This is a genomic window from Hahella chejuensis KCTC 2396 (genome assembly GCF_000012985.1).
Lineage (GTDB): Bacteria > Pseudomonadota > Gammaproteobacteria > Pseudomonadales > Oleiphilaceae > Hahella > Hahella chejuensis.
On sequence record NC_007645.1, the window covers coordinates 7128501 to 7153032 of the forward strand.

16 protein-coding genes are annotated in these 24532 nt (G+C 52.6%); 6 read left to right on the forward strand and 10 right to left on the reverse strand.

Features of this window, described 5'->3' with window-relative positions:
- Positions 1 to 26 precede the first annotated feature (26 nt).
- The 3 genes from mddA to HCH_RS31670 form a co-directional block, all read right to left on the reverse strand.
- Positions 27 to 788 carry a methanethiol S-methyltransferase gene (gene mddA / locus HCH_RS31660; protein ID WP_011400683.1) on the reverse strand — a complete coding sequence of 254 codons (762 nt, stop codon included), beginning with the start codon at positions 786 to 788 and terminating at the stop codon, positions 27 to 29.
- Between the two features lie 258 nt (positions 789 to 1046).
- Positions 1047 to 1577, reverse strand: a complete 531-nt coding sequence (locus HCH_RS31665; RefSeq protein ID WP_011400684.1) for an HD domain-containing protein — start codon at positions 1575 to 1577, stop codon at positions 1047 to 1049.
- A 30-nt stretch (positions 1578 to 1607) separates the two neighbouring features.
- The gene (locus HCH_RS31670) at positions 1608 to 2123 is read right to left on the reverse strand and encodes a hypothetical protein (RefSeq protein WP_011400685.1); all 516 of its coding nucleotides are present in this window, start codon (positions 2121 to 2123) and stop codon (positions 1608 to 1610) included.
- Between the two features lie 139 nt (positions 2124 to 2262).
- On the opposite strand from HCH_RS31670, the gene HCH_RS31675 reads away from it, so the two are divergent.
- Positions 2263 to 3147: a LysR family transcriptional regulator gene (locus HCH_RS31675; protein ID WP_011400687.1), complete on the forward strand. Its 885-nt coding sequence runs from the start codon at positions 2263 to 2265 to the stop codon at positions 3145 to 3147.
- Here HCH_RS31675 and HCH_RS32895 read toward each other — a convergent pair.
- On the reverse strand, positions 3144 to 5459 hold the full coding sequence (locus HCH_RS32895; protein ID WP_011400688.1) for a type II CAAX endopeptidase family protein: 2316 nt from the start codon (positions 5457 to 5459) through the stop codon (positions 3144 to 3146). The genes HCH_RS31675 and HCH_RS32895 overlap by 4 nt on opposite strands.
- 71 nt (positions 5460 to 5530) lie before the next feature.
- Positions 5531 to 6613: a cyclic nucleotide-binding domain-containing protein gene (locus HCH_RS31690; RefSeq protein ID WP_011400689.1), complete on the reverse strand. Its 1083-nt coding sequence runs from the start codon at positions 6611 to 6613 to the stop codon at positions 5531 to 5533.
- Between the two features lie 100 nt (positions 6614 to 6713).
- On the opposite strand from HCH_RS31690, the gene HCH_RS31695 reads away from it, so the two are divergent.
- From HCH_RS31695 to HCH_RS31710, 4 genes are all read left to right on the forward strand, one after another.
- Complete coding sequence (locus tag HCH_RS31695) at positions 6714 to 7619, forward strand: CPBP family intramembrane glutamic endopeptidase (RefSeq protein WP_083769854.1); 906 nt, start codon at positions 6714 to 6716, stop codon at positions 7617 to 7619.
- Positions 7620 to 7629: 10 nt separating this feature from the next.
- Positions 7630 to 8043 carry a hypothetical protein gene (locus tag HCH_RS31700; protein WP_011400691.1) on the forward strand — a complete coding sequence of 138 codons (414 nt, stop codon included), beginning with the start codon at positions 7630 to 7632 and terminating at the stop codon, positions 8041 to 8043.
- Between the two features lie 412 nt (positions 8044 to 8455).
- Positions 8456 to 14578, forward strand: a complete 6123-nt coding sequence (locus HCH_RS31705) for an alpha-2-macroglobulin family protein (RefSeq protein WP_011400693.1) — start codon at positions 8456 to 8458, stop codon at positions 14576 to 14578.
- 9 nt (positions 14579 to 14587) lie between these two features.
- Complete coding sequence (locus HCH_RS31710) at positions 14588 to 16771, forward strand: transglycosylase domain-containing protein (protein ID WP_011400694.1); 2184 nt, start codon at positions 14588 to 14590, stop codon at positions 16769 to 16771.
- Between the two features lie 23 nt (positions 16772 to 16794).
- Here HCH_RS31710 and HCH_RS31715 read toward each other — a convergent pair whose 3' ends face one another.
- Complete coding sequence (locus HCH_RS31715; protein ID WP_041599063.1) at positions 16795 to 17436, reverse strand: YopT-type cysteine protease domain-containing protein; 642 nt, start codon at positions 17434 to 17436, stop codon at positions 16795 to 16797.
- 161 nt (positions 17437 to 17597) lie between these two features.
- Positions 17598 to 18017: a hypothetical protein gene (locus HCH_RS31720; RefSeq protein WP_011400697.1), complete on the reverse strand. Its 420-nt coding sequence runs from the start codon at positions 18015 to 18017 to the stop codon at positions 17598 to 17600.
- Positions 18018 to 18106: 89 nt separating this feature from the next.
- On the opposite strand from HCH_RS31720, the gene HCH_RS31725 reads away from it, so the two are divergent.
- Positions 18107 to 18433, forward strand: a complete 327-nt coding sequence (locus HCH_RS31725; RefSeq protein WP_041599065.1) for a hypothetical protein — start codon at positions 18107 to 18109, stop codon at positions 18431 to 18433.
- Between the two features lie 300 nt (positions 18434 to 18733).
- On the opposite strand, the gene HCH_RS31730 is transcribed toward HCH_RS31725, so the two are convergent.
- The 3 genes from HCH_RS31730 to HCH_RS31740 form a co-directional block, all read right to left on the reverse strand.
- A complete protein-coding gene (locus HCH_RS31730) occupies positions 18734 to 19477 on the reverse strand; it encodes an ISAs1 family transposase (RefSeq protein ID WP_337998597.1) in 744 nt (247 codons plus the stop codon).
- Between the two features lie 302 nt (positions 19478 to 19779).
- Positions 19780 to 20481: a hypothetical protein gene (locus HCH_RS31735; RefSeq protein ID WP_011400700.1), complete on the reverse strand. Its 702-nt coding sequence runs from the start codon at positions 20479 to 20481 to the stop codon at positions 19780 to 19782.
- Positions 20482 to 20484: 3 nt separating this feature from the next.
- Positions 20485 to 23487: an HsdM family class I SAM-dependent methyltransferase gene (locus tag HCH_RS31740; protein WP_011400701.1), complete on the reverse strand. Its 3003-nt coding sequence runs from the start codon at positions 23485 to 23487 to the stop codon at positions 20485 to 20487.
- Positions 23488 to 24532 lie beyond the last annotated feature (1045 nt).

Here is a 24532-nt window from a genome sequence, read left to right on the forward strand (position 1 = left end):
CCATCCGCTGACGCATTCGTCAGCGCTCAACGCGCGTCGGTTTTCTCCCGCTTCGGCAAGGGGAATAACATACCGACGCGCCGCCTGTAATCCAGATAGGTCCGCCCGAATTCGCGAACCAGATCCCGCTCTTCAAAGTACAGTCCAATCAAGATATAGAGCGTCATGCCGCCGGCGAAAACACAGTGCCCCAGCGTAGCGACCGAGGTGGACCACATGCCCACCAGGATGCCGCTTTGAATAGGGTGGCGCACCACGCGATAAAACTGGCTGACGCGAAATTCAGTGGGCGGCGTCGATTGTCCGCGAAATTTGCGCCAGGGCTGGCGCAGTCCAAACAATTCAAAATGGTCGAGCATAAAGGTGGCGAGAAACATCACGCCCCAACCGGCGAAGGCCAGAGTCAGGAAAAATACGTTGGCCGGCTCCCCGTCTATCGACCACACGACAGTGGGCAATGGCGCCCAGAAATAGAAAACCGCCGCAAAAACCAGCGTGGTGGCCAAACAATAAGTCGCGCGCTCAATGGCGGGAGAAATACGACGCGTCAGCCAGCTTTTGAATGACCGCCGCGCCATCAGACTGTGTTGAACTCCAAACAGCGCCATCAGACCTATATCAATAAACAGCGCAGTCGGGGTATCCAGCAAGGGACCGTCATTGATCGCTTTCGGAACCGGCAGCCCATTGACGAAGCCGATGAAATAGAGCATCGCCCCCACGGCGGCAAGATAGCAAACGGAGGCGTACGCCAGCTCCGCCATGACGATGATGCGAGCGTTTTTCATAACGGACCTGGCTCCCTGGCGCGTTTGGTTTAGATATGTGTGCGCCGACTATTGTGACTGGCGCGAGACGCAGGAAACAGGGCGAGAATTACCGGTAAGCTGACTTCCCCTCCTACTATTAATCAGGCAGACAAATAGCTTCCTTCTATTTGTCTGCAACGACAGGGCCTGCACATGTCAGGCCCTGTCTCCCGCGGCTTAACGCCGCGCAGGCGCATCCATGCGCCTGATGATTAACATGCCAATATCATTGCCATGTTAATCATGCATCAGAGCCGGCGAGTAATACCCTCGCTCCGCCGCTTCCTGCAGAAACCACGTCAGCGCTTTATTGGCGGTCCAGCCGCCGGGACAATCCACACGATCGGCGATCATGAACAGACACAGCAATTGCATGTTCACCTTCGACGCCATCTTCCGCCAGGCTTTGTCGCTGGGCGGCTGTCCTTTGGTTTTGGAAATATACCAGGGCAAATTAATGTCATGGTACTTCACCAGATTCACGAAGCTGTCTTCAAACTCACCGTAAAAGGCCAGGTTTTTCAGCGACTCCTCCGGATTGGCGGAGCCGTTGATCTTGCCAATATCGTGCACTCTGGCCAGGGCCTCCAGGATATGTTTCTCCGTCTCCGTGCAGCCATTCAGATCCGCCAGCTGCAAGGCCCGGGACGCCACCATTTCACAGTGGACCAATGCGTTATCCGCCGTATGCCTTTCAGGATTAAGCGTCACATTGGCCAGTTGTGCGTAGTCTCGCTGGAACGCGTGGGTATTCAACGCCGCAAACATTTGATGTCTCCTCTTGTTCTTTTAAACCAGTTAATCCAGTGACTTAGAAATCGCAGAAAGCGCTTCTCGCCAATTCAACGTAGATTCAACCCAATCAGGCGCAGGCTGTGATTTAAGCTGCTCGCCGAACAGGTACAGATGCGGCGCCAGCCCATGCAGATGTCGCAGGACATCCAGTCGGTCATCCACAAAATGGGTCAGTCCCAGATCCGCGCAATGCCCTGCTTTTTCATGCCGTTTAAAGCAAAACCGCAAGTGGTGGCCAGGTATGCCGGTTCGTTCAAAAAACTGGTGATGCGCCAACCACAAGCGGGTTTTGTGTTGTGTGTTCTTACCCGCTTTGGACACCAGCCAGACCCGCCCCTCAAACAGGTCGACCAAACGGGCCAGGTTTTCAATCGCCCCTTCCGCCGGCGGCGTCCGCAACGCTTGCTCAATGCCTCCCGATAGAAACGCCGTGTCGGACTTCCCATCTTTCACTGGAGAGATAATTACTCGGCCGATATCGACCCCTAATTTGTGTATATGTTCTATTCTCGTATTCATGTGGAAATCATATCGGCGCAGGCTCTAGACAAGAACTATTGTTTATATAGCGACTATAAAAATAAGTTATAGTTAGCCATTTACTCCAAACCCTAACGCCAGCCACATCAATGAGCGGCGCCCTGCATAAAATGGAACTATGAAAAGCGACTGGATTGAGTCTTTTTTAGTGTTTAGTGAGTGCATGAACTTCACTCACGCCGCCGAACGTCTGCATATCTCCCAGCCTGCGCTGCATGTGAAAATAAAGAAGTTGTCCGAGCAATTGCAGACGCCGCTCTATCGCAAGTCCGGCAAGGAGCTGGTGCTGACGGAGGAAGGCAAAAAAGTACAGACCTTCGCCAGAGAAATGCGCGACCGCTCCAGCACTTTCTTCGAAGAGTTACGCCATGGCGGCTCTGCGCAGCCCGTTGTGCTCGCCGCCGGGGAAGGCGCGTTTCTGTATCTGCTGGGTATGGCTATTCAGGGCTTCAAAAATGAAAGTGAACACCCACTACGCCTGATTACTGCGGACAAAGCGGCCACCATCAGCGCTGTAGAGGACGGCTCGGCGCATCTTGGCGTAGCAGCGTTGAGCGCCATTCCTGAAGGATTGGAGCTGACCTTGTTGACAGAGGTGGAACAATCGCTGGCGGTGCCCACCTCGCACCGACTGGCGAAACGACGCCATCTCAGCCTCAAGGACCTGAATGGCGAGAAACTGATTCTGCCGCCGCCGGGCATGCCGCAACGCATGGCGGTGGAGCAGGCGCTGATGAGCAACGGCGTCAACTGGACGCCATCCGTAGAAGCACGCGGGTGGGAACTGATGCTGCATTTCGTGAAGCTGGGCGTGGGCGTCAGCATCGTCAACGGCTGCTGCAACATCCCCTCCGCCCTGACCGCCATTACCATCCAGGACTTACCCAAAATCTCCTACTACATCATCGAACGCAAAGGCCGCTGGAAAACCACCGGCGCGCAAGAGTTAAAAAACTGCCTGTTAAAGCACAAGGGGGACTGGCGGGAGCGGCGTGGGGGTTAGAGCGTTACCTCATGAACGATTGGTTTTCCTTCACGATAAAGCTGTAACTGCTTTTCCATATTTTCGAGGACATCTTTCGCATCGGAATTGTCTTCCTTAAGCTTTTCTATAGCCGATTTCTGCAAAGATACCGCCGATTCATAACGTCCATCACTGGCATAGGCGGCGGCTAACGTATCAAGCACCGAACTATTTCGCATTTCACTTGGAATACCTTCCGCTATGGCGATCGCCCGCTTTCCATCGCGGATGGATGAATTACTCGACGTCGCCAGCAGCCACGCAAGATTATTTCGAATACGCTCATCCCCTCCTTCCAGAGCGCGTTCATACCACGAATAGGACTCTTGAACGTTTCTAACAACAAATGTTTCCGTGAGATATAAGTCCGCAACGTAGCCTTGCGCTTCGGCGTCACCTTGCAGCGCGGCAGGTAAACAGCTTAAAAACGCCTTTTCATGCTGCGCATTCTGCACGCCTTGTTCACATTCCAGCAGCGCCTGAGATTTGACGCCGTTATCAGCAACTACGCCGACAACCAATGTTGTCACAGCAATAAAATTAACAGCCATATGCATCAGAATTGGCGCATAGAGACCTCCAATGTAGCGATACAAGATCGCAGCGATAAACCCTAAAACAAAGTAATACGGATAGAGGCTTTGGTTACTATGCATAGACATAAAAATCGCGGCCTGGATTATGTTGGCGAACCAAAAGCCGACATAACGCTGGGTAGCGTTGAGGATCACTCCCCGACAAAGAATTTCTTCATATATTGGAACCATGACGCCGAACAGCAGCAGGCTGACGGCTAATCCATAGGCCTCATAAGTGGACTTGATATAGTCGTCGACATCTGCGATCACGATTAATTTCAGATCAGGAAGACACAGTATCGGCGTCATAAACAACAGCCCTACCGCTAACGCTAAGGGCGTCACAGTTCCAAGTAAAACGTGGCGATAACTATGGAATATTCCTCTGCGTAAAGTTCTCCCCGTCACACAAATGACACTGACAAACATAACCAGAACAAAGATCACCATATAATTCGGGCCATTGCCGCTAGGCGCCTGCATCACATTCTTTTGGCTGGTCGCTCCGGGATAGAAGTGCTCATATAAAACGCTGGAAACCACTAATACCAGTCCCAGTAAAAACCACGCCTGACCCATGCCCCACCCACTAAATATTGGCTCATTCGGTGAGTTTAGGAACTTGTTCCTGCGCATCCGCCATAGCCCTATGTAGTGCACTGGTAAGAATATGCACAACGGCGCTAAAGCCAGAGCCATGTAACGACAAAGGCTATATAAAAGTACTTGAGGATTTTCGACGAATAGTTGTGCGGCCGCCCCAGGATACTTTGTCGCCAGGTCGAACCAATACAGCAAAAAGGGGTCTCTCGAGTAATGGCCGACCGCAAAGGCGCGATAGGCTTTGACAGCATTCTCTTCATCGCCGGATTCAAGCTCATAATCGAGCCAAATAGCGCTAAGTTCGGGACTCTTACTGTGGTAGGCGCTATCGAGTTTCTCTTGCATCAACTCACGTAACGCGCCACTTTCCTTGAGGTGCGCCAACAATCTGGCGTGCGATAAGGTGTGTAGATTTCCTCGCTTTTCTTCATCAAGAATAGAGAATATTTTCGCGGCTTCTTCGAGCAAGCCGGCTTTAACGAAAATTTTAATCGCCAATGTTCTTTCTTCTTCAGAAAAGCTCATCGGTATGATTTTTTCCGCAAAAAGCTTTGCATGCTCTACTTCATTGTTCTTTGCATAATAATCAACGATCACCTCCGCCAGCCGTACAGTGGGCTTTTTTTGAAAGGCGGACACAGCATAAACAACTGATTGAGCCTTATATTCCTTGTCATAACGAAGGGAGTACGCCAGTTGCTCATACAGCTTGGCGATATCCGTAGCATCCCAATCTTCAAGCGCAATTCTGTTTAGCTCCACAGCCTTATCCAATAGAGATTCGCCATACTCGCTTTCCAATAGATACAACTGAGTGACGGGCTCCGAAGAGTATCGAGACGATAGTTCATCCAGGCACTTGGAGTAATCTTCCTCCGCGGGCTCAATGTAGAGGTCTTCAAGGTAGGTCGCGTTTTCTATGAACTGGCAAAGCGCAATCAAGTCCTCTGCGCGCTTAAACGTAGAAGTATCAAGACTGGTTAAAGACGCCACCTCTTTCTGATAAAGACGCGTTACTTCCTTTTCAAAATCTGCAAAGTCGGGAGTCGCGCCAAAGGCGGAGCCGGCGTAGAAGAACACGCCCAGCAGCAGGGAGAGAACAACTTTCATGGGATAGACTGCGTTGGTTCAAGGAACCGGCAATCTACCCCAGCGCAGTGAGGGAAACCAGCTTGTTTGTGTTACTCGTCCCTGATGACGAAAGCCTGAATCCCGTTTTGATAGAGAATATGCGCGGCGACGTCGTTGCGACGGCCGCCTTCCTGCGACAGGTAGTAGATAGCGGACTTATCCAGCCCGGAAATCTTGTCGCGCAAATCCGCCAGGGGCACATGCAGGCACTTGGGTAGAGGGGAGTGTTCAAACTCCGCGGTGGAGCGAATGTCCAGCAGGGTGGATTTGGAGTCTTCCGCCGCCCGCTTGCGAAACTCGGCCAGAGACACGTAATTCACCAGCGGGTCATGCAGCAGGCTTTGAAAAGATTTCTTATCCAGGCGCGCCAATACGCCGTCCTCGCTCATGATAATCGTGGCGGAGCGCACTGTATCGGAGACCAGGGCTTCCTCCCCGAAATATGAGCCCTTACTGACGCGGATGGGCTTGCTTTCATCCCCGCCAATGACCACCCGCGCGCTGCCGTCGATGAGCAGGTAGAAATAATCGCCCTCATCCCCTTCCTCAATAATGACCTGGCCTTTCTTGACCTCTATCCTTTCAAAGCGGGCAAATACTTTCTCCACATTGGCGGGCGGCAGGTTGAAGAACAAAGGGAATTCCAGCAGGCTGGCCATCCAGTCGAAGTAGGCTTCGTCAAAATCTCCGCTGATCTCTTCAACAACTTCCGCTTCTTCCTGTAGTTGTTCTCTCGCCGCCTCGTCTTCCTGATCCTGCTTCGCTTCCGCTTCCGTCCATGCCAAAGCGCGGTCTAAAAAGACGCCGTCCACCGCCAGCATATGCCCCGGCTCTTGCGCGGTCACCGTCACGCCTTCGGGCATTTTTCCGTTCAAAGGAAACAGGCAATCCGGGTCAGTGCTGTCGATGGTTGTGGAGGAAAGGATGTTTTTCTTTATCTTCAAAGCGCCTTTGAGCAGGTAATAGGTGTCGGTGCGCTTGGCGGACTTATCGAAGACCACTTCTCCACCGCCAAAGGTCATGACCTTGCTGCGTTTGATCACTTGATTCAGGTATTTCCTGGATAGTTGGCTCAACGGAGAGTAACGGGACATCAACTGATCAGTGATGTTCAAACTGGCGTGTAGCGACATGGGGACTACTCGATTGAAAGGTGAATCTAAGTTGCCTACAGAATTAAAAATAGCATCAATCTCGGACAACCGTTAACCTCCATTTTTCGCGCCCCGCCTTATGATGGAGATATTCACCGACATGGTTTCGTTCACCCTGACGCCGGCAGTCATCTGGGTATTCAGCCTCTACGCCCTGGCGTTGATCGCTTTGATCCTGGCGCGCTCCAGACAGATCCCCGCCTACGCCTGGACGCTTCCCGCGTCCGCGTCGCTGGGAGCTGCGTTTTATTTCGATCTCGCCGCCTGGATTGCGCTTTTGCCCTTGGCGGCGTTATGGGCTGCAGGGCTCGCCATGGTGAAGCTGTCCGGGTGGAAGAAGGCCCTCGCTTGGCTGGCGACGACAGCGCTGTCACTCGCATTAGCGCTACACTTGGCGCCGGGATTCACGCATCAGACCGTGATTCCCACTCTTCACCTCGGCGCCGCCACTTTGCCGTTCGCTCTGAGCGCCAAACTGGACAAAGCGCTGGCCGGACTGCTATTAGTCGCCCTTTTTCTTCCCTATCTCCCCACATTACGACAAACCGGCGCTGACCTGCGTCGCCATTGGCCTCTACTGGTCGCTTCACTGGGAGTTATTTTCGGGGTCGGCGCACTACTGGGGGTTGATCTGGACCCCAAGACCGGAAGTTATATCCTGGTCTTCGCATTCTTTAATCTTTTGGTGACCTGCATCGCCGAAGAGACTTTTTTCAGACTGTTAGTGCAACGCAGTTTTGTCTCCTGCTTTCCCAATCTGAACAAAGTCGGACTTTGGGGCGTGTGGGTGGCGGGAACGCTGTTTGGGCTGGCCCACTTCCATACAGGCCCGGACGCAGCGCTACGTATGGCGCTGATTACCCTGGCGGGTTATTGCTACGCCTGGGTTTACTACAAAACTCAAAATTTCTGGCTGTCGGTGTTACTGCACTTCCTGGTGAATGTCATTCACCTCTGTCTGTTCGTTTACCCAGCGGATTTCTAGGAGAAACGTTATGTCCCCGCGCCGGTATCCCGTCTTAACGGCTTTGGCTCTCGGATTGTCGGCCTGCGTCGCCGACCCGGGCATACCCCATCCAGACAGTGGTCTGGTTTTCTCCCACCTGCGCCTGCAGCCGGAAATCACCGACCTGAATGGATTCCGGTGTCAGCCTGTAAATAAGACGGATTTGAACCACATACTGCAAACTGGCGAATTCGTCAGCCACCGCCAGATTCACGATGAATACTCCATCTCCGGTTGTTCCGTAACGGGGACCCTGAGCATCAATGGGAGCGCAACGCCATTCAGCTTTGACTACAGCGGCATTTTCTATTTTGCGGACGGGCGCATACTGGCCTGCGGCGAAGCCTGCTGCGACGCGGGTTTCGAGCATTGCGGCTGGTATGATCCAGAGGCGCAGGAGTAGAGATAAGCATTTGGATTTGAAGCAAAAAAACAACAAATTTCCACGCCATAATTCGCCATTTTTCTGCCATAATGCGCCCCCTTTCATTTTGAAATGCAGGTTATACTCATTATTAACATGGCAATGATATTGGCCTGTTAATAATCAGGCGCAGGGATGCGCCTGCGCGGCGGCTAGCTGCGGAAGACAGGGCCTGACATAGGCGGGACCTGTCGTTGCAGACAAATAGAAGGAAGCTGTTTGTCCGCCTGGTTGATAGTTCATAGGGTCATTTAACGCCTGCAGCTAATATTCCGGCGCTTCATCCGTAGTACGTTTTCAAATCGTCTACGCCTCAATACGACTGAAGGGCTGGGAGGCTCGGCACACCTAACATTGTCGCTCACGCGTCTTCCGGGGGTTTTACAAGGACATGACAAGCGCAAGATCCGGTTTCCTATTTCTACTCGCTATTAGCGGCAGCGGCCTGTCCTGGGCCGGCCAACCCAGCTTCGATTGCGCCAAGGCGTCGCAGCAGGTGGAACATATTATCTGCGACTCGGAGCCCCTGGCCGCTCAAGACGCCAAGCTCGCCAAGCTGTACGGCAATGTCATGAAAAGCCTGGAGCAGAGCGCCAAAGACAAACTGAAGTCCGAACAAAGGGAGTGGCTAAGAAACCGCAACCGGGATTGCGACTTGAATGGCGACGCTGGCGAATCCTGCCTGCTTGGCCGTTATCGCCAGCGCAACGCAGAATTGTCGGCGATGCTGGCTTTTGACTCGTCCAACCAACCCGAAGACGGCGAACTCCGCATCATGCGCATCACGCCCAGCGGCGCGGATGTGCCCGCCGCGCAGCAACTGGTGTTTCAGTTCGACCGCCCAGTGGTTCCCATCGGCCGCATGGAGCGGGACAGCAAAGATATTCCCGTCACCATCACCCCCGCGCTCAAGTGCGAATGGCGTTGGCTCAATACCAGCGCGCTGGCCTGCCAACTGCGTAATGAAGACAAAATGCAGCAGGCGACCTACTACGAAATCACCATGCGCCCCGGCATCAAAACCGTTACCGGCGCGCAGCTGAAACAACCTGTGGAGCACAGCTTCACCACCGCTCGCCCCAAAGTCACCTACGAGCGGTTCGTCAACTGGCTGTCGCCGGGCGCACCGATGATTCAGGTCACGTTCAACCAGCCGGTCACCAAGTCGTCCGTGGAAAAGACCCTGACCATGAGCGCAGAAAACACCGGCCTGCCGCCCGTTAACGTCATCGCCTATCCGGATAACCTTCCCCGCCAACAACCCTGGTGGATGGCGATCGCCAACGACGAAGAGCAGCCCAAGGTCAACGACCAACTCACTCAGTTAGACGGCGACGAAGCCCGTTCCGTCTGGGTCATTGAACCGAAAAAAGAATTGCCGCTGGATCAGAACATCACCTTGCAGATCAAGCCTGGCCTGGTTTCCAGCGAAGGTTCTGAGCCGGGTGCGGAAAACCGAATACTGGAACGGTTCGACACCTATCCGGATTTCCGTTTCGTCGGCATTCGCTGCACCCCCAAGGGCGCGAACGAAGCAATGGACATAGAACTGGATCTCTTGCTCTCCATGCGAGAAGGCTATGAGGAGTTTATCCAGTGCGCCCCACTGCGCTCAGTGGCGCTGCTGTTCACATCTCCAGTGACGAATTCCATGGTGCGGGATCAGGTGACTTTCGAGCCGCCTCTGAACGGCGGACGCAAGGACTATGATCCTTGGGAAAATACTCAGGACTGGACTCACCTGACCTCTCCCCATCGCAACGGACGTTTTTATCAGGTCTGGTTGCCGGAACTACTCAAGGCGGATCAAAAGTATGCTGTCAATCTGGATATCAACGACCTGACCGACGAGTTCGGACGCAAGCTGAAAAACACAGTCAGCTTCAACTTCTTCACCGGTCACCGGGAACCCAGACTGGAAGTCGCCCACGACGTGGCGGTATTGGAAAAAGGCGTGGAAAGCGACGTGCCTTTGTACGTCACCAACCTTAACAAAATCGACATTGCTTACAATTCCCTGGGCGCTAACCAATCCGGACGCAATCAGAGAAAAGTGATTTCCGTCGCCCCGGCGGAAGACATTTCCTACGCCACTCCCATGGGCGTCAGGGATCTTCTGGGCGACGCCAGCGGCGTGTTGTTCGGCTCGCTCACTCCCAGCCCGACGCCGCCAGACTGGTACTACGATCCCAAGATCTTTGCGGAAGTCACCCCTTATCAGGTGCACTTCAAACTCGGCCACTTCAACTCTATGGCCTGGGTGACTTCGTTCAGCAGCGGCGAGCCAGTGGTTGACGCCAACGTCTCTTTGTGGTTCGGCTCATATGAAAACCTGCCAGGACTGCGCAACCTGAACATCACCGCCAAAACCGACGCCAGCGGCATGGCGTCAATGCCCGGTCTGGAGCAGATTGACCCGCAACTGGAAAGCATCTACGGCGGCAGAAGCGCGGACCGGGAAGGCTTCTTTGTCAAAGTGGAGCAGGCCGGCGATATCGCCATTGTGCCGCTGAACAGTAATTTTTCCGTGTGGGATCGGGATCTGTATCCCAGTCTGCAGCGTAAAGGCGGCCACGCTCACGCTTGGGGAACCACGGCCCAGGGCGTTTACAAACTGGGCGACAAAGTGCAGTTCAAAATCTATGTGCGCGAGCAAAGCAACAAGCACTGGGTTGAGCCTTACGAGTCAAATTACTCCCTGAAAGTGTTCGATCCTCAGAACAAAGTCGTCTACGAACGCAACAACATCGGCCTGAACAAGTTTGGCGCCTTTGACGGCGAGTTCACCTTGCCGGAACAGGGCGCCGTCGGCTGGCACCAGTTCCAGCTGACCCTGAACGCGCCTTCCGGCAGTGAAGTGCAGGAAACGTCCTGGACGCCTGTGACTGTGTTGGTCAGCGACTTTACGCCTTCGCCCTTCAAGGTGAAGACCGAACTGAATGGTAATCTGTTCCGCGCCAACGATTCGGTGCAGGTCACGTCATTGGCCACACTGCACTCCGGCGGCCCCTATACGGAAGCGGAAGTGCGTCTGACCGCAAAACTGACGCCGAAAGAATTCTCCACCAACAATCCCGTCGCCAAAGGCTTTACATTTGGCGGCGACAATAACGCCGGCGGCGAAAGCAACTTGCTGGATATTCGTCGTCAGCTGGATGACGCCGGTCAGTATGTGGAAGCCTTCACCCTGCCGGACAGCGGCGTCTTCTACGGCAGCCTGATGGTGGAAGCGGCGGTGAAGGATGAGCGCGGCAAGTTCGTGGCCTCCTCCACGACGGCGGATTACGCAGGCAGAACCCGCTACGTGGGCCTGCGCAATACCCAGTGGTTGTATAAAAAGGGCGAGCCTGCGCGTCTGGAAACCTTAGTGGTGGACCAAAGCGGCGCTTCGATCGCCGGCGAGCCCGTGCGCATCGCCATTAACCATCGCGAGTACAAGGCTTCACGGGTGAAAGGCCCCGGCAACGCCTATCTGACGCAAAACATCATGGAATGGGTGGAAGAAACCCAATGCGAGCTGAAGAGCGATAAAACCGCCGCCACCTGCGAATTCAAACCGCAGAAGCTGGGGTATTATCAGTTCGTCGCCACCGTCAAAGACACGGAGAACCGGGATCACAGCACCACCTTATACGGCTGGGTGACCGGCAGTGGTTCCGTGGTGTGGGATCAGAGCAATGACGCCACCCTGCAGATTGTTCCCGAGCAGACCAAATTCAAAATCGGCGATACCGCCCGTTACCTGATCAAAAACCCCTTCCCCGGCGCCCAAGCGCTCATATCAATAGAGCGTTACGGCATTCTCGATAGCTGGGTGCAAACCCTGGACTCCAGCACGCCAGTCATCGAAGTGCCAGTGAAGGCGGACTATCTGCCCGGATTTTATCTGTCCGTCGTCGTGGTGTCGCCACGCGTGGAGAAACCACTGGGGCCGGGCCATGTGGATCTGGGCAAACCCAGCTATCGCATGGGCTACGTCGCCGCCAAGGTAGTAGACCCATTGAAAGAGCTGGATATCAGCGTCGCCACGGATAAAGAGGTGTATAAGCCTCGTGAGCAGGTGAAGGCGAAAATTCGCATCAACCGCAAGAAAACCGATCCCGCCGAGGGCTACGAAATTGCGGTGGCGGTTATCGACGAATCCGTTCTGGCGCTCAACCGCAGCGGCGACAACTATTACGATCCCTATGCCGGGTTTAACCGCCTTGATCAGCCTGATGTGTACAACTACAACCTGATCAGCCGACTGGTGGGCCGTCAGAAATTCGAGAAAAAAGGCGCCAACCCGGGCGGCGGCGGCGCGGCTTCAGCGCAACTGCGTAACGAATTCAAGTTTGTGAGTTATTGGAATCCGGCCATTGAGCCTGATGACAACGGCGAAGCGGAAATCGAGTTCAAAGTGCCCGATAACCTCACTGGCTGGCGCATCTTCGCCTTTGCGGTGACCAAGGAGGATCGCATGGGACTGGGCGACGTCACCTTTAAAGTGAATCGTCCGACGGAGATCCGACCGGTCATGCCTAATCAGGTCATTGAGGGCGACCGCTTCAAAGCGGGCTTCAACGTGATGAACCGGACCGACAAAGAACGCACCATCAAAATGGATGTGCGCGTCAAAGGCCCTCTGGCGGAAGGCGCGGAACACGCGTTCACCCGCGAGCTGAAAATCGGTCCGTACAAGCGGGAAAATATCTGGCTGCCCATCGACACCAAAGGCGGCGGCGAGCTGGTTTTCATCGCCAAAGGCGGTGATCAGCTGGATACGGATGCGCTGGAGCACAAGACCATCGTCAACAAACGTCGCTCACTGGAAACGGCGGCCACCTATGGAACCACCACGGCGGCCAGCGTCAGCGAAAACGTCCAGGTTCCGGAAGGTATTTTTGAAGACGTTGGTTATATCGGCGCCGTCCTGTCGCCCTCCGTCATCGGCAATCTCGATGGCGCATTCGCCTATATCAGAGACTACCCCTATATGTGCTGGGAACAGCGGCTGACCAAAGCCGCCGTGGCGCGCTCCTATCTGGAGCTGAAGGAGTATCTGGCCGAGGACACGCAGTGGCCGGACGCACAGAAAGATATCGACAGCGCCATGAACGCCGCCGCCAACTTCCAGGCGCCGAATGGCGGTATGGCTTACTGGGTCGCCTCCAATGCTTACGTCAGCCCTTACTTGTCCGCTTACACCGCCATGGCGTTCAACTGGATGCGCGCCAGCGGTCACGAGGCGCCCGCCGGCGTGGAGCAACGGCTGCATGAGTATCTGTTGACCTTGCTGCGTCAGGACAGTTTCCCCACGTTCTACAGCAAAGGCATGTCTTCTTCCGTGCGGGCAGTGGCCCTGGCGGCGTTGGCGGAAGCCGGCAAAATCGACCAGAGCGACGTCAGCCGCTACGAGCGTCACACACCGGAAATGGACCTGTTCGGCAAAGCCCACTTCCTCCAGGCGGCGGTGCGCACTGAGCATGTTCCGCAAACGGTGATCAGCAAGTCCATGGACGATATTCTCAGTCACGCCAGCCAGAGTGGCGGCAAGTTCCAGTTCAATGAGGCATGGGACGACAGCTACAGCTATATTCTGGCGACGCCGCTGCGCTCCAATTGCGCGGTCCTGAGCAGCCTGCTGGGAGCGCAAACGGAAGCGGGTATGGGATCAACCATCGGCGACATTCCGTTCAAGCTGGTCAGAAGCATCACTCAGAGCCGCGGCTCCAGAGATCACTGGGAAAACACCCAGGAGAACGTGTTCTGTCTGAACGCGCTGGTCAATTACGCGTCGATTTATGAGAAGGAAGACCCGGCCATGAAAATCTCCGTCAGCTTTGACGGTAAGAATCTGGGATCAGCGTCTTTCAATAAGAAGTCGGACCCGATGACGACCGTCAGTCGTCCTCTGACCGCCGCCGATCCGGGCAAAGCCGCCACCCTCACGATTGAAAAAGAAGGGGAAGGCAGGCTGTACTACTCCGCCCGCATCGCTTACGACCTGAAGGAAGACAACGCCGCGCGCATCAATTCCGGCATCGAAATTCGCCGAGAATATTCCGTTGAACGCAACGGCAAGTTCGAGCTGCTGAAGAGCCCCATGCAGATCCGCCGGGGTGAGCTGGTGAAAGTGGACCTGTTCGTTTCCCTTCCCACCGCCCGTCACTTTGTAGTGGTGAATGACCCGATTCCCGGAGGTCTGGAGCCTGTTAACGCCGACCTGGCCACTGCATCGCAAGTGGATGCGGATAAAGGCGAGTTCAAAGCTGCGGAAGGCTCCTGGTTCTACACCTTCTCAGACTGGTCCTACTACGGGCGCTATTTCTGGAGCTTCTATCACAAAGAGCTGCGCCATGACTCGGCCCGCTTCTACGCGGATTACCTGCCGGCGGGCAACTACTTTCTCTCCTACACGGCCCAGGCTATCGCGGAAGGCGAATTCAGCGTCATGCCCGTGCATGCAGAAGAGATGTACGACCCCGATGTTTACGGCAAGGGGCTGCCGGCCACGTTGAATGTAGGGGAGTAGTTCGCGCCTATGCTGAGAAAACTGATGCGCGCCAGGAAAAAGCTGGCGGCCGGCGTCGCAGTGACAGTCACCCTGTCCTGCGCCGCTCTGGCCGGGGCCACCTATTTCGCCATCAAACCTCTGCCGGAAGATCTTTCCGCCGTTATCTCAAGCGCCAGCAAGAACACCTATCTGGACCGGCGCGGCAAGCGTTTGAACATCACTTACGAGAACGAGTGGAATATCTACGACGTCAACGATTTCCACAATATTCCCGAGTTCCTGCGGCGGGCGTTCATCCTGTCGGAGGACAAGCGCTTTTACTCCCACGGCGGCGTGGACTGGCTGGCGCGGCTCAACGCTGCCCGCCAGAACGTCATGTCCGGGGGCGTGGTGCGCGGCGCCAGCACCATCAGCGAACAGGTCGTGCGGATGCTGCATCCGCGTCCGCGCACGCCCTGGTCGCGCTGGATCGAAGGGTTTGAAGCCGCCAATCTGGAAGCTCAATTTTCCAAGGTCGAAATCCTTGAGTTTTACCTGAACCAGGTTCCCTACTCCGCTCGCCGCCGCGGCGTCATACAGGCGGCGCAGTATTATTTCGGCCGTGATCTCTCTACTCTTAACTACAAAGAGATGCTGGCGCTGGCGGTATTGGTCAGGTCACCGCGCTGGCTGGACCCACAGCGGCAGCTGCGCAATTTGAATCGCGCTATCGACAACCTGCTGGACCGGCTGGACCTTGACGACGACGAACGCGCCGCCATCGCAGCGCAGACCCTGGAGCTGCAGAAAACGGACATCCATTATGATTTGTCTCACTTCATCCGGTTCGCAGAAAACCGCCTGAATGCGCAGAATCTGGAAAACGGCGCCGTCTACACCACCATTGATACGGAACTGCAGACCAAGATCCAGCAAACCCTGGACAATCGTCTGGATAATCTGGCGTCTTACCGGGTGCAAAACGGCGCTGTCCTGGTGATTGATCACGAGAACAACGAGATATTGTCCTGGGTGGTGGGTTACGCCGGTCGCGACGATAAGCCCTTCAACCGCATCGACGCCATTACTACCCCCCGCCAACCCGGCTCAACGCTAAAGCCCCTGTTGTACGCCAACGCCATCCGCAAAGGCTGGACCGCCGCCACCATGCTGGACGATTCGCCGTTGCAGGAAAGCGTCGGTCTGGGCATGCACACCTATCACAATTACAGCCGTGGCTACTACGGCCTGATTTCATTGCGGGAAGCCCTGGGCAACTCCCTCAATATTCCCGCCGTCCTGGCCGTCCAATACGTGGGGCCGGGTGAGTTTCTAAACTTCCTGCACGATCTCGGCGTAGACAGCCTGTCCGGACATCCCAATGTTTACGGCGATGGCTTAGCTCTGGGCAATGGAGAAATGACGCTTTACGAGTTGGTGCAGGCGTACTCGGTGATGGCCCGCATGGGCGACTTCAGACCTTTATCCTTCACCGAGGGCGGTCGCAGCTATCAGGGCCATCGCGTTCTGTCCGAGGATATCTCCAGTCTGGTGGCCGATATCATGTCCGACCCGGCGGCGAGAGAAAAAGAGTTTGGCTGGGATTCCGTATTGAATTTCCCTCATCAGACCGCCGTCAAAACCGGCACCTCCAGCGATTATCGGGATGCCTGGTCGGTAGGCTTCAACGACAAGTACACTGTAGGCGTCTGGATGGGCAACCTGGATTATGCGGAGATGAACAAAGTCACCGGCTCCATGGGACCAGCTTATGTATTGCGCTCGGTATTCAATGAGCTGAATAAAAACCGGGAAGTGAAACCCCTTTATCTCAGCAATAATCTGCAGAAGCTGCCTGTCTGCATCACTACGGGAGAACTGGCCGCTAATGGTTGTGAATCACGGGATGAATGGTTTTTACCCGGAACCGTACCCGGAGGGGCCAGTAAAAGTATAGATGAAGTAAGGATTCGCAAACCCAGCAAGGGCCTGCTGATGGCGATGGACCCTCGCATACCGGATGAATCCGAATACTTCGAATTCGCACTGACAGAGGCGGATAACATCGAAAGCGTGAAGTGGTTCATCAATGGCGCACTGGTCGCCACCACCAATAAACCCACCTACAACTGGAAGCTCTCCAAAGGCGATTTTTCCACCAGAGCGGAAATCGCCTTTACGGACGGAGCCCAGCCTGTCATCACAGAAGAAATTCAATATCGAGTAAATTAAGCGGCGTAGACACGCCGCCCTCTTCATCCAACGTGGTGAAACTGTACTTCTTTAAATGTGATATCGATAGCCACGCCACCGGAAGACACGTAGGTGTGGTACTGGGCCGTCAGCTGCTTGAAGAAGTCGAGGCGCTTGCCTGTCGTACAACGATACTCGCCAGAGTTGGGATCGAAGAACTTCATGCCGTCAGCATCCACGTATAACGCGCAAACGTGGTTTGTGGAAATACCCTTGCCGCTCAAAACCATCATGACAATGTGATGACCAGGGTTGTTGCTCAGATGCTGAAGCGCCGAGCCATAGGTATCGTAGTTCTTTTCGATAACGACCCCGCCATGACGCATTCCCAAAGACGTCGGCGCCACAGAGGCGATACGGTCGGCATACGAATGATGCTTGGTGTTATTGAAGTAACCGGCGAAATAATCTGTATTTTTCCAGGCGATATCCGTGTTCAGGTAATCAATACGATTGGCGGGAGTTTCACCGCGCTGACGCTGATGACGCTGCACCCAGGAAAATGACAGGCCAGTACAGCCGCCAACCTGAATATTCTTCATCTGCTGCAAAAGCGGACGCGTCATAATCTGGCGACGCTGTTTGAACTTAGCCACACGAAACTGTTTCAGCGCGGAAATGGTCTTCCAGGAAGTAAAGGACATTGGGACTCTCTCATCAGATAAACAAAAAGCCGGAACGTCCATTTCCGATGAAAGTAAAAAACTAACGGGCGTTCTACCCGACGAATCAGGTAAGCGCCGAGCTGATCAAAGCGCCGTCAGCTTTATGTGTAAAGTTTTGTAAAATGGAAGAGAAATTGTGGCTAAATGTAGTCAATTGAGTGGAAATTCAAAGTATTACAGAGTTTTTCCCTGTTGAAGCGGACTGTCTCGATTTCCTCACCCATAGCAGGATTGGACCTTATGGTTTGAATGATCAGTTCATTGTGTAGGACATCATTCCCTGATGTTCTGAGCACCTCGATGATTCGGTTTTCACCGGCGCTCCAAAATGTCTCCTTTACTTCCAGCCGTTCTGATCCAGTTTCGTCCGCCACTTGCAAAAGCGTGTGCTCTACTTCCTCTCTGGAATGATCTAAATATTCTTCTGCGTGCATATTATGGGGAACAGAGTCCACCTCAGGAACTTCTCCTTCTTCTAAATCAAAATATTCAATAACAGATAAATTTTTACAATGCCATTGCGCTTCAGATCTAAGTTTATATTGCAGCTGGATTACCAACGTCCGTCGCCTCATCTACTGTTAATGGATAGCATTTATTCTATTGACTTACCCGGCGGGAAAATCATTTATCTCTTACGGAGAGCATATTGAATAGTCTCAGGTTATGGATAGTCCAGTCGAAACAAACCAATCCAAGCGACTTTTATGTGAGGGTAGAGAACTCTGAGTTTTACAGCGCCTACTGGATAGCCCGTTCATCCTCGACACAAAGGGCGGAGGCACTGGTTCTGGAGACGGCTGAAGAATTAGCGTTGGGCGATACAGAGATTATTAAAACTCAACCCTATGACCCGGAAGCGCTGATTAAGGATGCAATGGTAACGGCAAAGATTAGGAGTATGTCGACGAAACTACGTGGCCAAGAAGACGCCCAATTGGCGGCCTGGATTTCATCAGAAGGACGGCTTTGGTAGTCATTGATACAACATCCCAAACAAGGACGGCATCATATTAGCCGCCTGAGCCGACCCGGTTTCAGGTCAGCTCAGATGGCGTTCAGTTAACAACTTTATTACTCCGCCACAGTGACTTGTAGAAACACAAAAAAGTATCATACTTAATAGATTATAACCCATTGATTCTATTATGGTGACCGTTTAACCAGAATCTAAAAGTATCATACTTAATCGAAGCCCTTTACTTGCAAAGCCAAAATTCCCATACAAAAAAGTATCATACTTTTCCATTTGCCATTTAAATTCAGCTAGTTATAACTACTCTCGCGAATCAATAATCAGCCCTGCATTGGAATTATACCTGTACACCTCAGCTACCCAGAGGCTGTTAGGACGAGTTTTGTCCGCCAAAGCGCCAAGCCCTGAGAACCGATGGGTTACCCGACAATGCAGCTTGTCTATGCGGCCATGCTTATCGCCCTCTTCGGTGACGCTGTCCGTGAAATCCTCGGTAAAACCTTTCGCTTCCGCTTCAATGTAAAGGTCATGAATGCCTTCGTGTAGCGTGTGCTGATTGTGTTTCACGACCAATAAGTAGTCAGCGTTCTTGTCGACAATCTGTTTAGCTATATCACGTTGACGCCCAATGGCGTCAATTGTTACCGGACAATCTTCCAGCGCGAGGAGCGTGAACAACTTGGGAATGGCGGTGAATTCGTTGGATTTCTCCTCCGTTTTCAGCTGCCCCAGCACCAACTCGTTGGCGGTCGACCAAGCGCTAACCATATGGATTGCGGCTTTGGATGAGGCGCGATCATAAGAGCCGCGCAGCGTCTTGCCATCGACTGCGATAATATCGCCAGGGATGCGGGCGGCCAAAGAAGCCGCCCAAGAGCTGAAGCTTTGCTGAAAAGCTTCCGGATCAATTTTGGCGAAGACATCGTTGAAAGTGTCATGGGAGGGAATGCCATGTGGAAGCTCTAGAAAAGAATCAAACCATTCCCGTTTGGCGTCGCCAAAACGGGCGACGGCGACGCGGGTCGGGCAGGTCAGTAAAATGATGCTTGAGGCTTTCCCATTACAGTCCTTGGAGTGAGAAGAAAGAGTTGCGTAAGCTACCGGCTATCCGTTTAACTTTCAATCAGATAGAGCGATTTCCCTGGACATGTCGGTGTCTAACACTGAGACCTAGCTCTACACCGATGCGGCCAAACACAACTGGGCAATTACATCATTATTGGTGAGTTTCTTATCAATAAACTCGCAAAAATTTAATAATACAAGTGGTGGTTATGAAGCCAGCTCCACATCATCTATAGTTAATGCCTGTATGAAATCTATGGAGACTCAGTGCTCCTTTCAAGTCAGAAAAGCCATAAATGACGCAAGTCGATCATAGGTAATTTTTTTCGCTTATGCCGTGTCAGCGCAACATCCGCCACATTTACACCTAGTGCATCAAACACTTTGCTTGGTTGTTCCTCACACCCGACTAGCTCCGCAATGGGAACGCCATCCAAAAGACGACTGAAGTAGCTCTGCAAAGACGAAACAGGACAAGTATTCCTTCTCTCAAAAACATACGCAATCATGCCTGCATGCGGCATCGCCCAAGCGTACCGGCCATCAAGAAATCTATCTATGCCATCCTTTCTATACCTGTCGAGGTTTCGTTTACCATCTAACACCTTGCACTCATAGAACAACGCATCCTGAGTTTCATCAGTCACCACCTCACGAGGATTTGCGGGATAGATCGTGATATCTGGCATCTGGTCGATTGAGTCGCCGTTGAGTGATTCAACTTTCGAGTCACGCGTCGGCACACTAAAGATTTCAGGTATAAAACGGGCTATGTCGCCGTTCTTACGAACCCGTCTAAGCTCTTTTAAAAGTTCATTGGTAATTCGATCTTCGTCCTTGGCTTCAATTACCGAATCAGACTGCTCCTTCAAGCGTGTCCATGCCAAGTATATAGCAGCTTCCGTCGCTTCCAGTAAGGTTCTATGCCATCTTGGATTACACTGCAGGGCTACAGGCGCTTTTCCTAAGCTTGAGAATGCCACCCCTTAAACCTCCTGTTCTGCCACTTCGGCGCACTGCCGCAACCACTCTAAAGCCTGAATACGCGCTTCAGTTTTTGTCCAGTACCGCATCTGATCAATTCGGCCCAGAATCTCAATGCCATCTGCAACGTGGTACCGCAGCTGAGATGCCCAGTAGCTATCACCAGTCACACACAGTCTCTCCAGCTCTTTGAACATCGTAAATAAGTCTTCGCGATTTTGGTTACCACCAATCTGAATGAATGACCACCCTCGATGCTTGCCAAGCGGCATAGCAACAGCGTGCTCCGAGTTGGAGAATGGACCCGCAATACGATTGAAGGCATCCGTGAAGGCAATCAGATCCGTTTCAGACACACTTTGGTTTGCAAAGTGCCTTGCCCCCACAAACGGAAGCTCTACACTCAAAGTGTCCTTTATCAATTGTTGGTCAGCGTGAGATAGTTCGTAAATATCAGCTACGATTTCGTCTACTTCCTTCCAGCACGGATCTCCAGCGCTGAGTTTCGACGCTACTTTTCGTACCCGATGATTCATCTCTCTGTCCAGACTTTCCCAGTCCACCAGTGGGAAGTTTTCAAGATCACACTGAAGAGACGAGTCCCGCTCGACACCAAACTTGGCGCTTGTTAGCAACTGGTAGTAAATGAGAAGATCACTGTAGGAGAGGATATACAACAGATCCATAAGACTGCGGTACTGAACCTTACCGCGAAATGACAATCCAAAGAAGCTCTCGCTAAAGGCTGTCTTAGTCTCACTCACCAGAGCCCCGCGAACCGCCCGGTCAAGCTTAGGAGATTCTCGAAATAACAACAGTGGCCCTTCATAGATGTCAGGAGTTCGAGGCCATTGCAACGTTTCTATATCAAAAGTTTCAGCAAATCTCTCATCAACACGATAACACATGTTCAAATCTGCAGTAGGGCAGCCAACAAGATGTTGAGCGCTACGAATCCGATTCTCCACCTTTCCTAACTGATAACCACTTTTGAATTTAAGGTTCAGTTGATCAAGCTGTGTTTTGACACTGTGGCGATTCTCATGCTGTATTCGAGAGATAAGCTCGAAGCCTAATGGACCACCTTTATAGAGCGCTTTGAAGGCATCGAGATGCTTGCATGGCACTTGACAGGAAACAGGTATAGCTGCAGATGGATCAACGCGGAACTGTCCCACTGCCGCAAGCTGAGGCTCCTGCCGAGGACTAATGAAATAAAATCTGTCAGACTGCTTCGGTTGTGAATTTTCAGCCACCAACAGAATGAACTGCGCATCGTTGGTAGGCCATAACCGCTTGTCTTGCCTCAATGCAGCAAAATTCATTATGCCGGTCACCCGAAGGACACTGAAAACGTGGCGGCGCAGTGCATAGGCATCCTTCTGAAACAAAAACCGGCCATGAAGCGCAAGTGCAATCGCACCTTCAGGTTTTGTCCATAACCTGGCAGCCAAGAGGAATGCGATATCTGGAGAACCATAGCGCGCCACCACGCCGTCGGCCTCAGACTTGGCAACTGTCGTATCGGCCTCATGACGTATAAGCTGCGCCAATGTCTCGTTAAGTGACTTTGCGGCGCCCCCCTTAAAGCCTGTCCAAGGTGGATTACCGACGACTATATCGTAGTGGTTCTCAATACCCTGAATTATTGGCTGCGATAGGCTGCCAAGGTCAGTTTTTGTTCCCAGGGACTCATTGTCCACGAGCCGTAGCACAGAGCCAATAAGCTTCTTAAATTTCAAGTCAGTCAATGGGCTTGGCTTGGGGTCTAACTCAAGTGCCGCCAAATACAGACTTAACGCAGCAATATTGAGTGCGTCAAGGTTGATGTCAAAGCCCGATAACTGATTTGCCAATACCTGACGAATAACTTGTCGGGTCGGTCTCACACCAGTGTGTAGCCAATGCTCTGCCACAAGCCGACGTAACGCCAGCACTAAAAACACACCCGCACCGGCGGAAGGATCCAATACCCGAGCTTCATGTGGCAGCGCAGATTTAACAGCACTAAAAGCGCCCTCAATAACCACCTCTGCAATCTGTCTAGGTGTAAAATGTACACTGGTCTTACGGGCAAGATCCGGGACAAATTGATGCGCAAAGTCTTCATAGACCTGACTCAAGACATCCACTGGTACGTGTTGAAACTTGATCCACCCCCAATCTAGTTGAAGTTGACCGTTAGCCGCATGATGTTGAATATTCGAGAGGCTCCAGCAGACTTTCTCAATGTTATCGTCAATATGGCGAAATATTCGCTGGTAACCATTGTCTTCAAGCGATAACAGATCGCCATTGAAAGTCTTGTCTAACCAAAGACAAGTGTCTTCCATGGCTTGAGGTGTGCTGAATAGCTCAGACAGGCTTTCAGCCTTTTGAGAGATCGATGGAAGATCAGTCTCTTTCACGATGTTTCGATCTACAAGAAATCGGAAAAACAACGAACGTCCAACGAGAGACAATACTTGCCGGGCAGTGAGATCTGAACATGCAGCCTTGATATCTGTCGCGGCTGCGACAAGTAATTTGAAGAGCAGGTTTTCAATCCAGTGATAATTCGCTTTTAACCCGGGACTCGTTTGCCGTGAGAATTCAACTCCACCTAACAGAGACCGCCACAGAGCAGCAGGCTCCTCACGATCAGTGATTAGCGGCTGAGGGACGCTGGTAAACACCCCAACAGGATAAACATCAAGGCCACCGTGTTGCACCACCACCAGAAACCGCGCATCCGAGCGACATCCCAACACACGTATCAATTCAAAAAGTGCCTGCCTGCTTCTACCCTGAGAGCCTCCGAGACGATCTTGTCTAACAACATAGACCTGCGGCTGCCCGCCTGACTCGACAACGACATCCGGCCCCATAGCATCAACCTTAGGGCATTCCTTCAGTAGATCAAGATAGCGAAGATGACGAGGGGTCGCCTGCTGATCAAGTCGCACAATGCTGGTCTCAGCGACTCCCGCTGATATTAGTTGGCCAACTAAATCGTCCGTATTCATCAGCCATCTCCTGATGTGCTACTTGGAGCAACCACATGTGACTCTATCGACCTGACGCTATATAGCCTTTGGCGATCAAACGCAAAAAATGAGTGCTGTTTGATATACGAGTCGATTCGCTCAAAAATGTCGCCTAGAGGCACTATCAACCCTAGAGCAACCTTGACGTTTTCCAATTCACTGAAATAGGTCACAGACTGTGGCTGAATCTGAAGGTGGAGGCAAGCCCCTTCATCGAGATTCTTTAAGCGAGACAAGCAATTCTGGATGCCATCAGACACTGAGCCGATCACCTTACGGCGTAGTCCGAAGGATTCTTCAAGCTCACAACAAATCACTATTACCAGCAACTCTAATGCAGAGTACTCACGCGCAACTCGCGCTTTCTCGACACCACCTCTCAATTTTGGAAGCTCACGCAAAAGCCCCCGAAGCCTATGCCTAGTAAATCCTGTTATCTCACAAATATCTGCGACGGTAATTGATGACGAAATCATATGTAAATCTTATGTTCAAATCTGAGTCATTTTAAACTTAATTTGAATATAATTCACTCTGTTTTGAGTTAGTTTCACTCTAATCTGCGTCATTGTGACTCAGACTAATATGACGCACTTTCATGACAGCAGCGATGCCCGTAGTAGCGGCCGATAGCGAAAAGGCACTGCAGGCAAATGTTTGGTATGGAGCTGTCGTGGCGTATATAAGCGAGGAGCACGGCAAGGCACATCAAACGTGCCTCTGGAGGAGTGTCGTTAGCCTAACGAAAGGCTATTCCTGAAGTCCTGCCGGTAAAAGCGTTGGATTTAGCCACTTTTGACGGCTAGGCTTCTTCCTGAACGTTGACCAACTGAAACTGAAGAGGCTCAATACAACCATTCGATTCGAGCCAAAGTGGAGAGTAGAGTCCAATTTAAAATGTTATAGAGTCAGCGCATCCTTGGTTATCTCAAAAGGGGCCTTCAAATCCAACTGCTCTTGTTCCACGCAGCTAACTAAGTCAGTTTCATCTTTGAGGGCATCTAAAGATTTAACCAGTCCCTTA

Bases quoted from the DNA above. Each gene is read 5' to 3' on its own strand.
- mddA (WP_011400683.1), bottom strand. From the start codon at position 788: ATGAAAAACGCTCGCATCATCGTCATGGCGGAGCTGGCGTACGCCTCC.
- HCH_RS31665 (WP_011400684.1), bottom strand. From the start codon at position 1,577: ATGTTTGCGGCGTTGAATACCCACGCGTTCCAGCGAGACTACGCACAA.
- HCH_RS31670 (WP_011400685.1), bottom strand. From the start codon at position 2,123: ATGAATACGAGAATAGAACATATACACAAATTAGGGGTCGATATCGGC.
- HCH_RS31675 (WP_011400687.1), top strand. From the start codon at position 2,263: ATGAAAAGCGACTGGATTGAGTCTTTTTTAGTGTTTAGTGAGTGCATG.
- HCH_RS32895 (WP_011400688.1), bottom strand. From the start codon at position 5,459: ATGAAAGTTGTTCTCTCCCTGCTGCTGGGCGTGTTCTTCTACGCCGGC.
- HCH_RS31690 (WP_011400689.1), bottom strand. From the start codon at position 6,613: ATGTCGCTACACGCCAGTTTGAACATCACTGATCAGTTGATGTCCCGT.
- HCH_RS31695 (WP_083769854.1), top strand. From the start codon at position 6,714: ATGATGGAGATATTCACCGACATGGTTTCGTTCACCCTGACGCCGGCA.
- HCH_RS31700 (WP_011400691.1), top strand. From the start codon at position 7,630: ATGTCCCCGCGCCGGTATCCCGTCTTAACGGCTTTGGCTCTCGGATTG.
- HCH_RS31705 (WP_011400693.1), top strand. From the start codon at position 8,456: ATGACAAGCGCAAGATCCGGTTTCCTATTTCTACTCGCTATTAGCGGC.
- HCH_RS31710 (WP_011400694.1), top strand. From the start codon at position 14,588: ATGCTGAGAAAACTGATGCGCGCCAGGAAAAAGCTGGCGGCCGGCGTC.
- HCH_RS31715 (WP_041599063.1), bottom strand. From the start codon at position 17,436: ATGTCCTTTACTTCCTGGAAGACCATTTCCGCGCTGAAACAGTTTCGT.
- HCH_RS31740 (WP_011400701.1), bottom strand. From the start codon at position 23,487: ATGAATACGGACGATTTAGTTGGCCAACTAATATCAGCGGGAGTCGCT.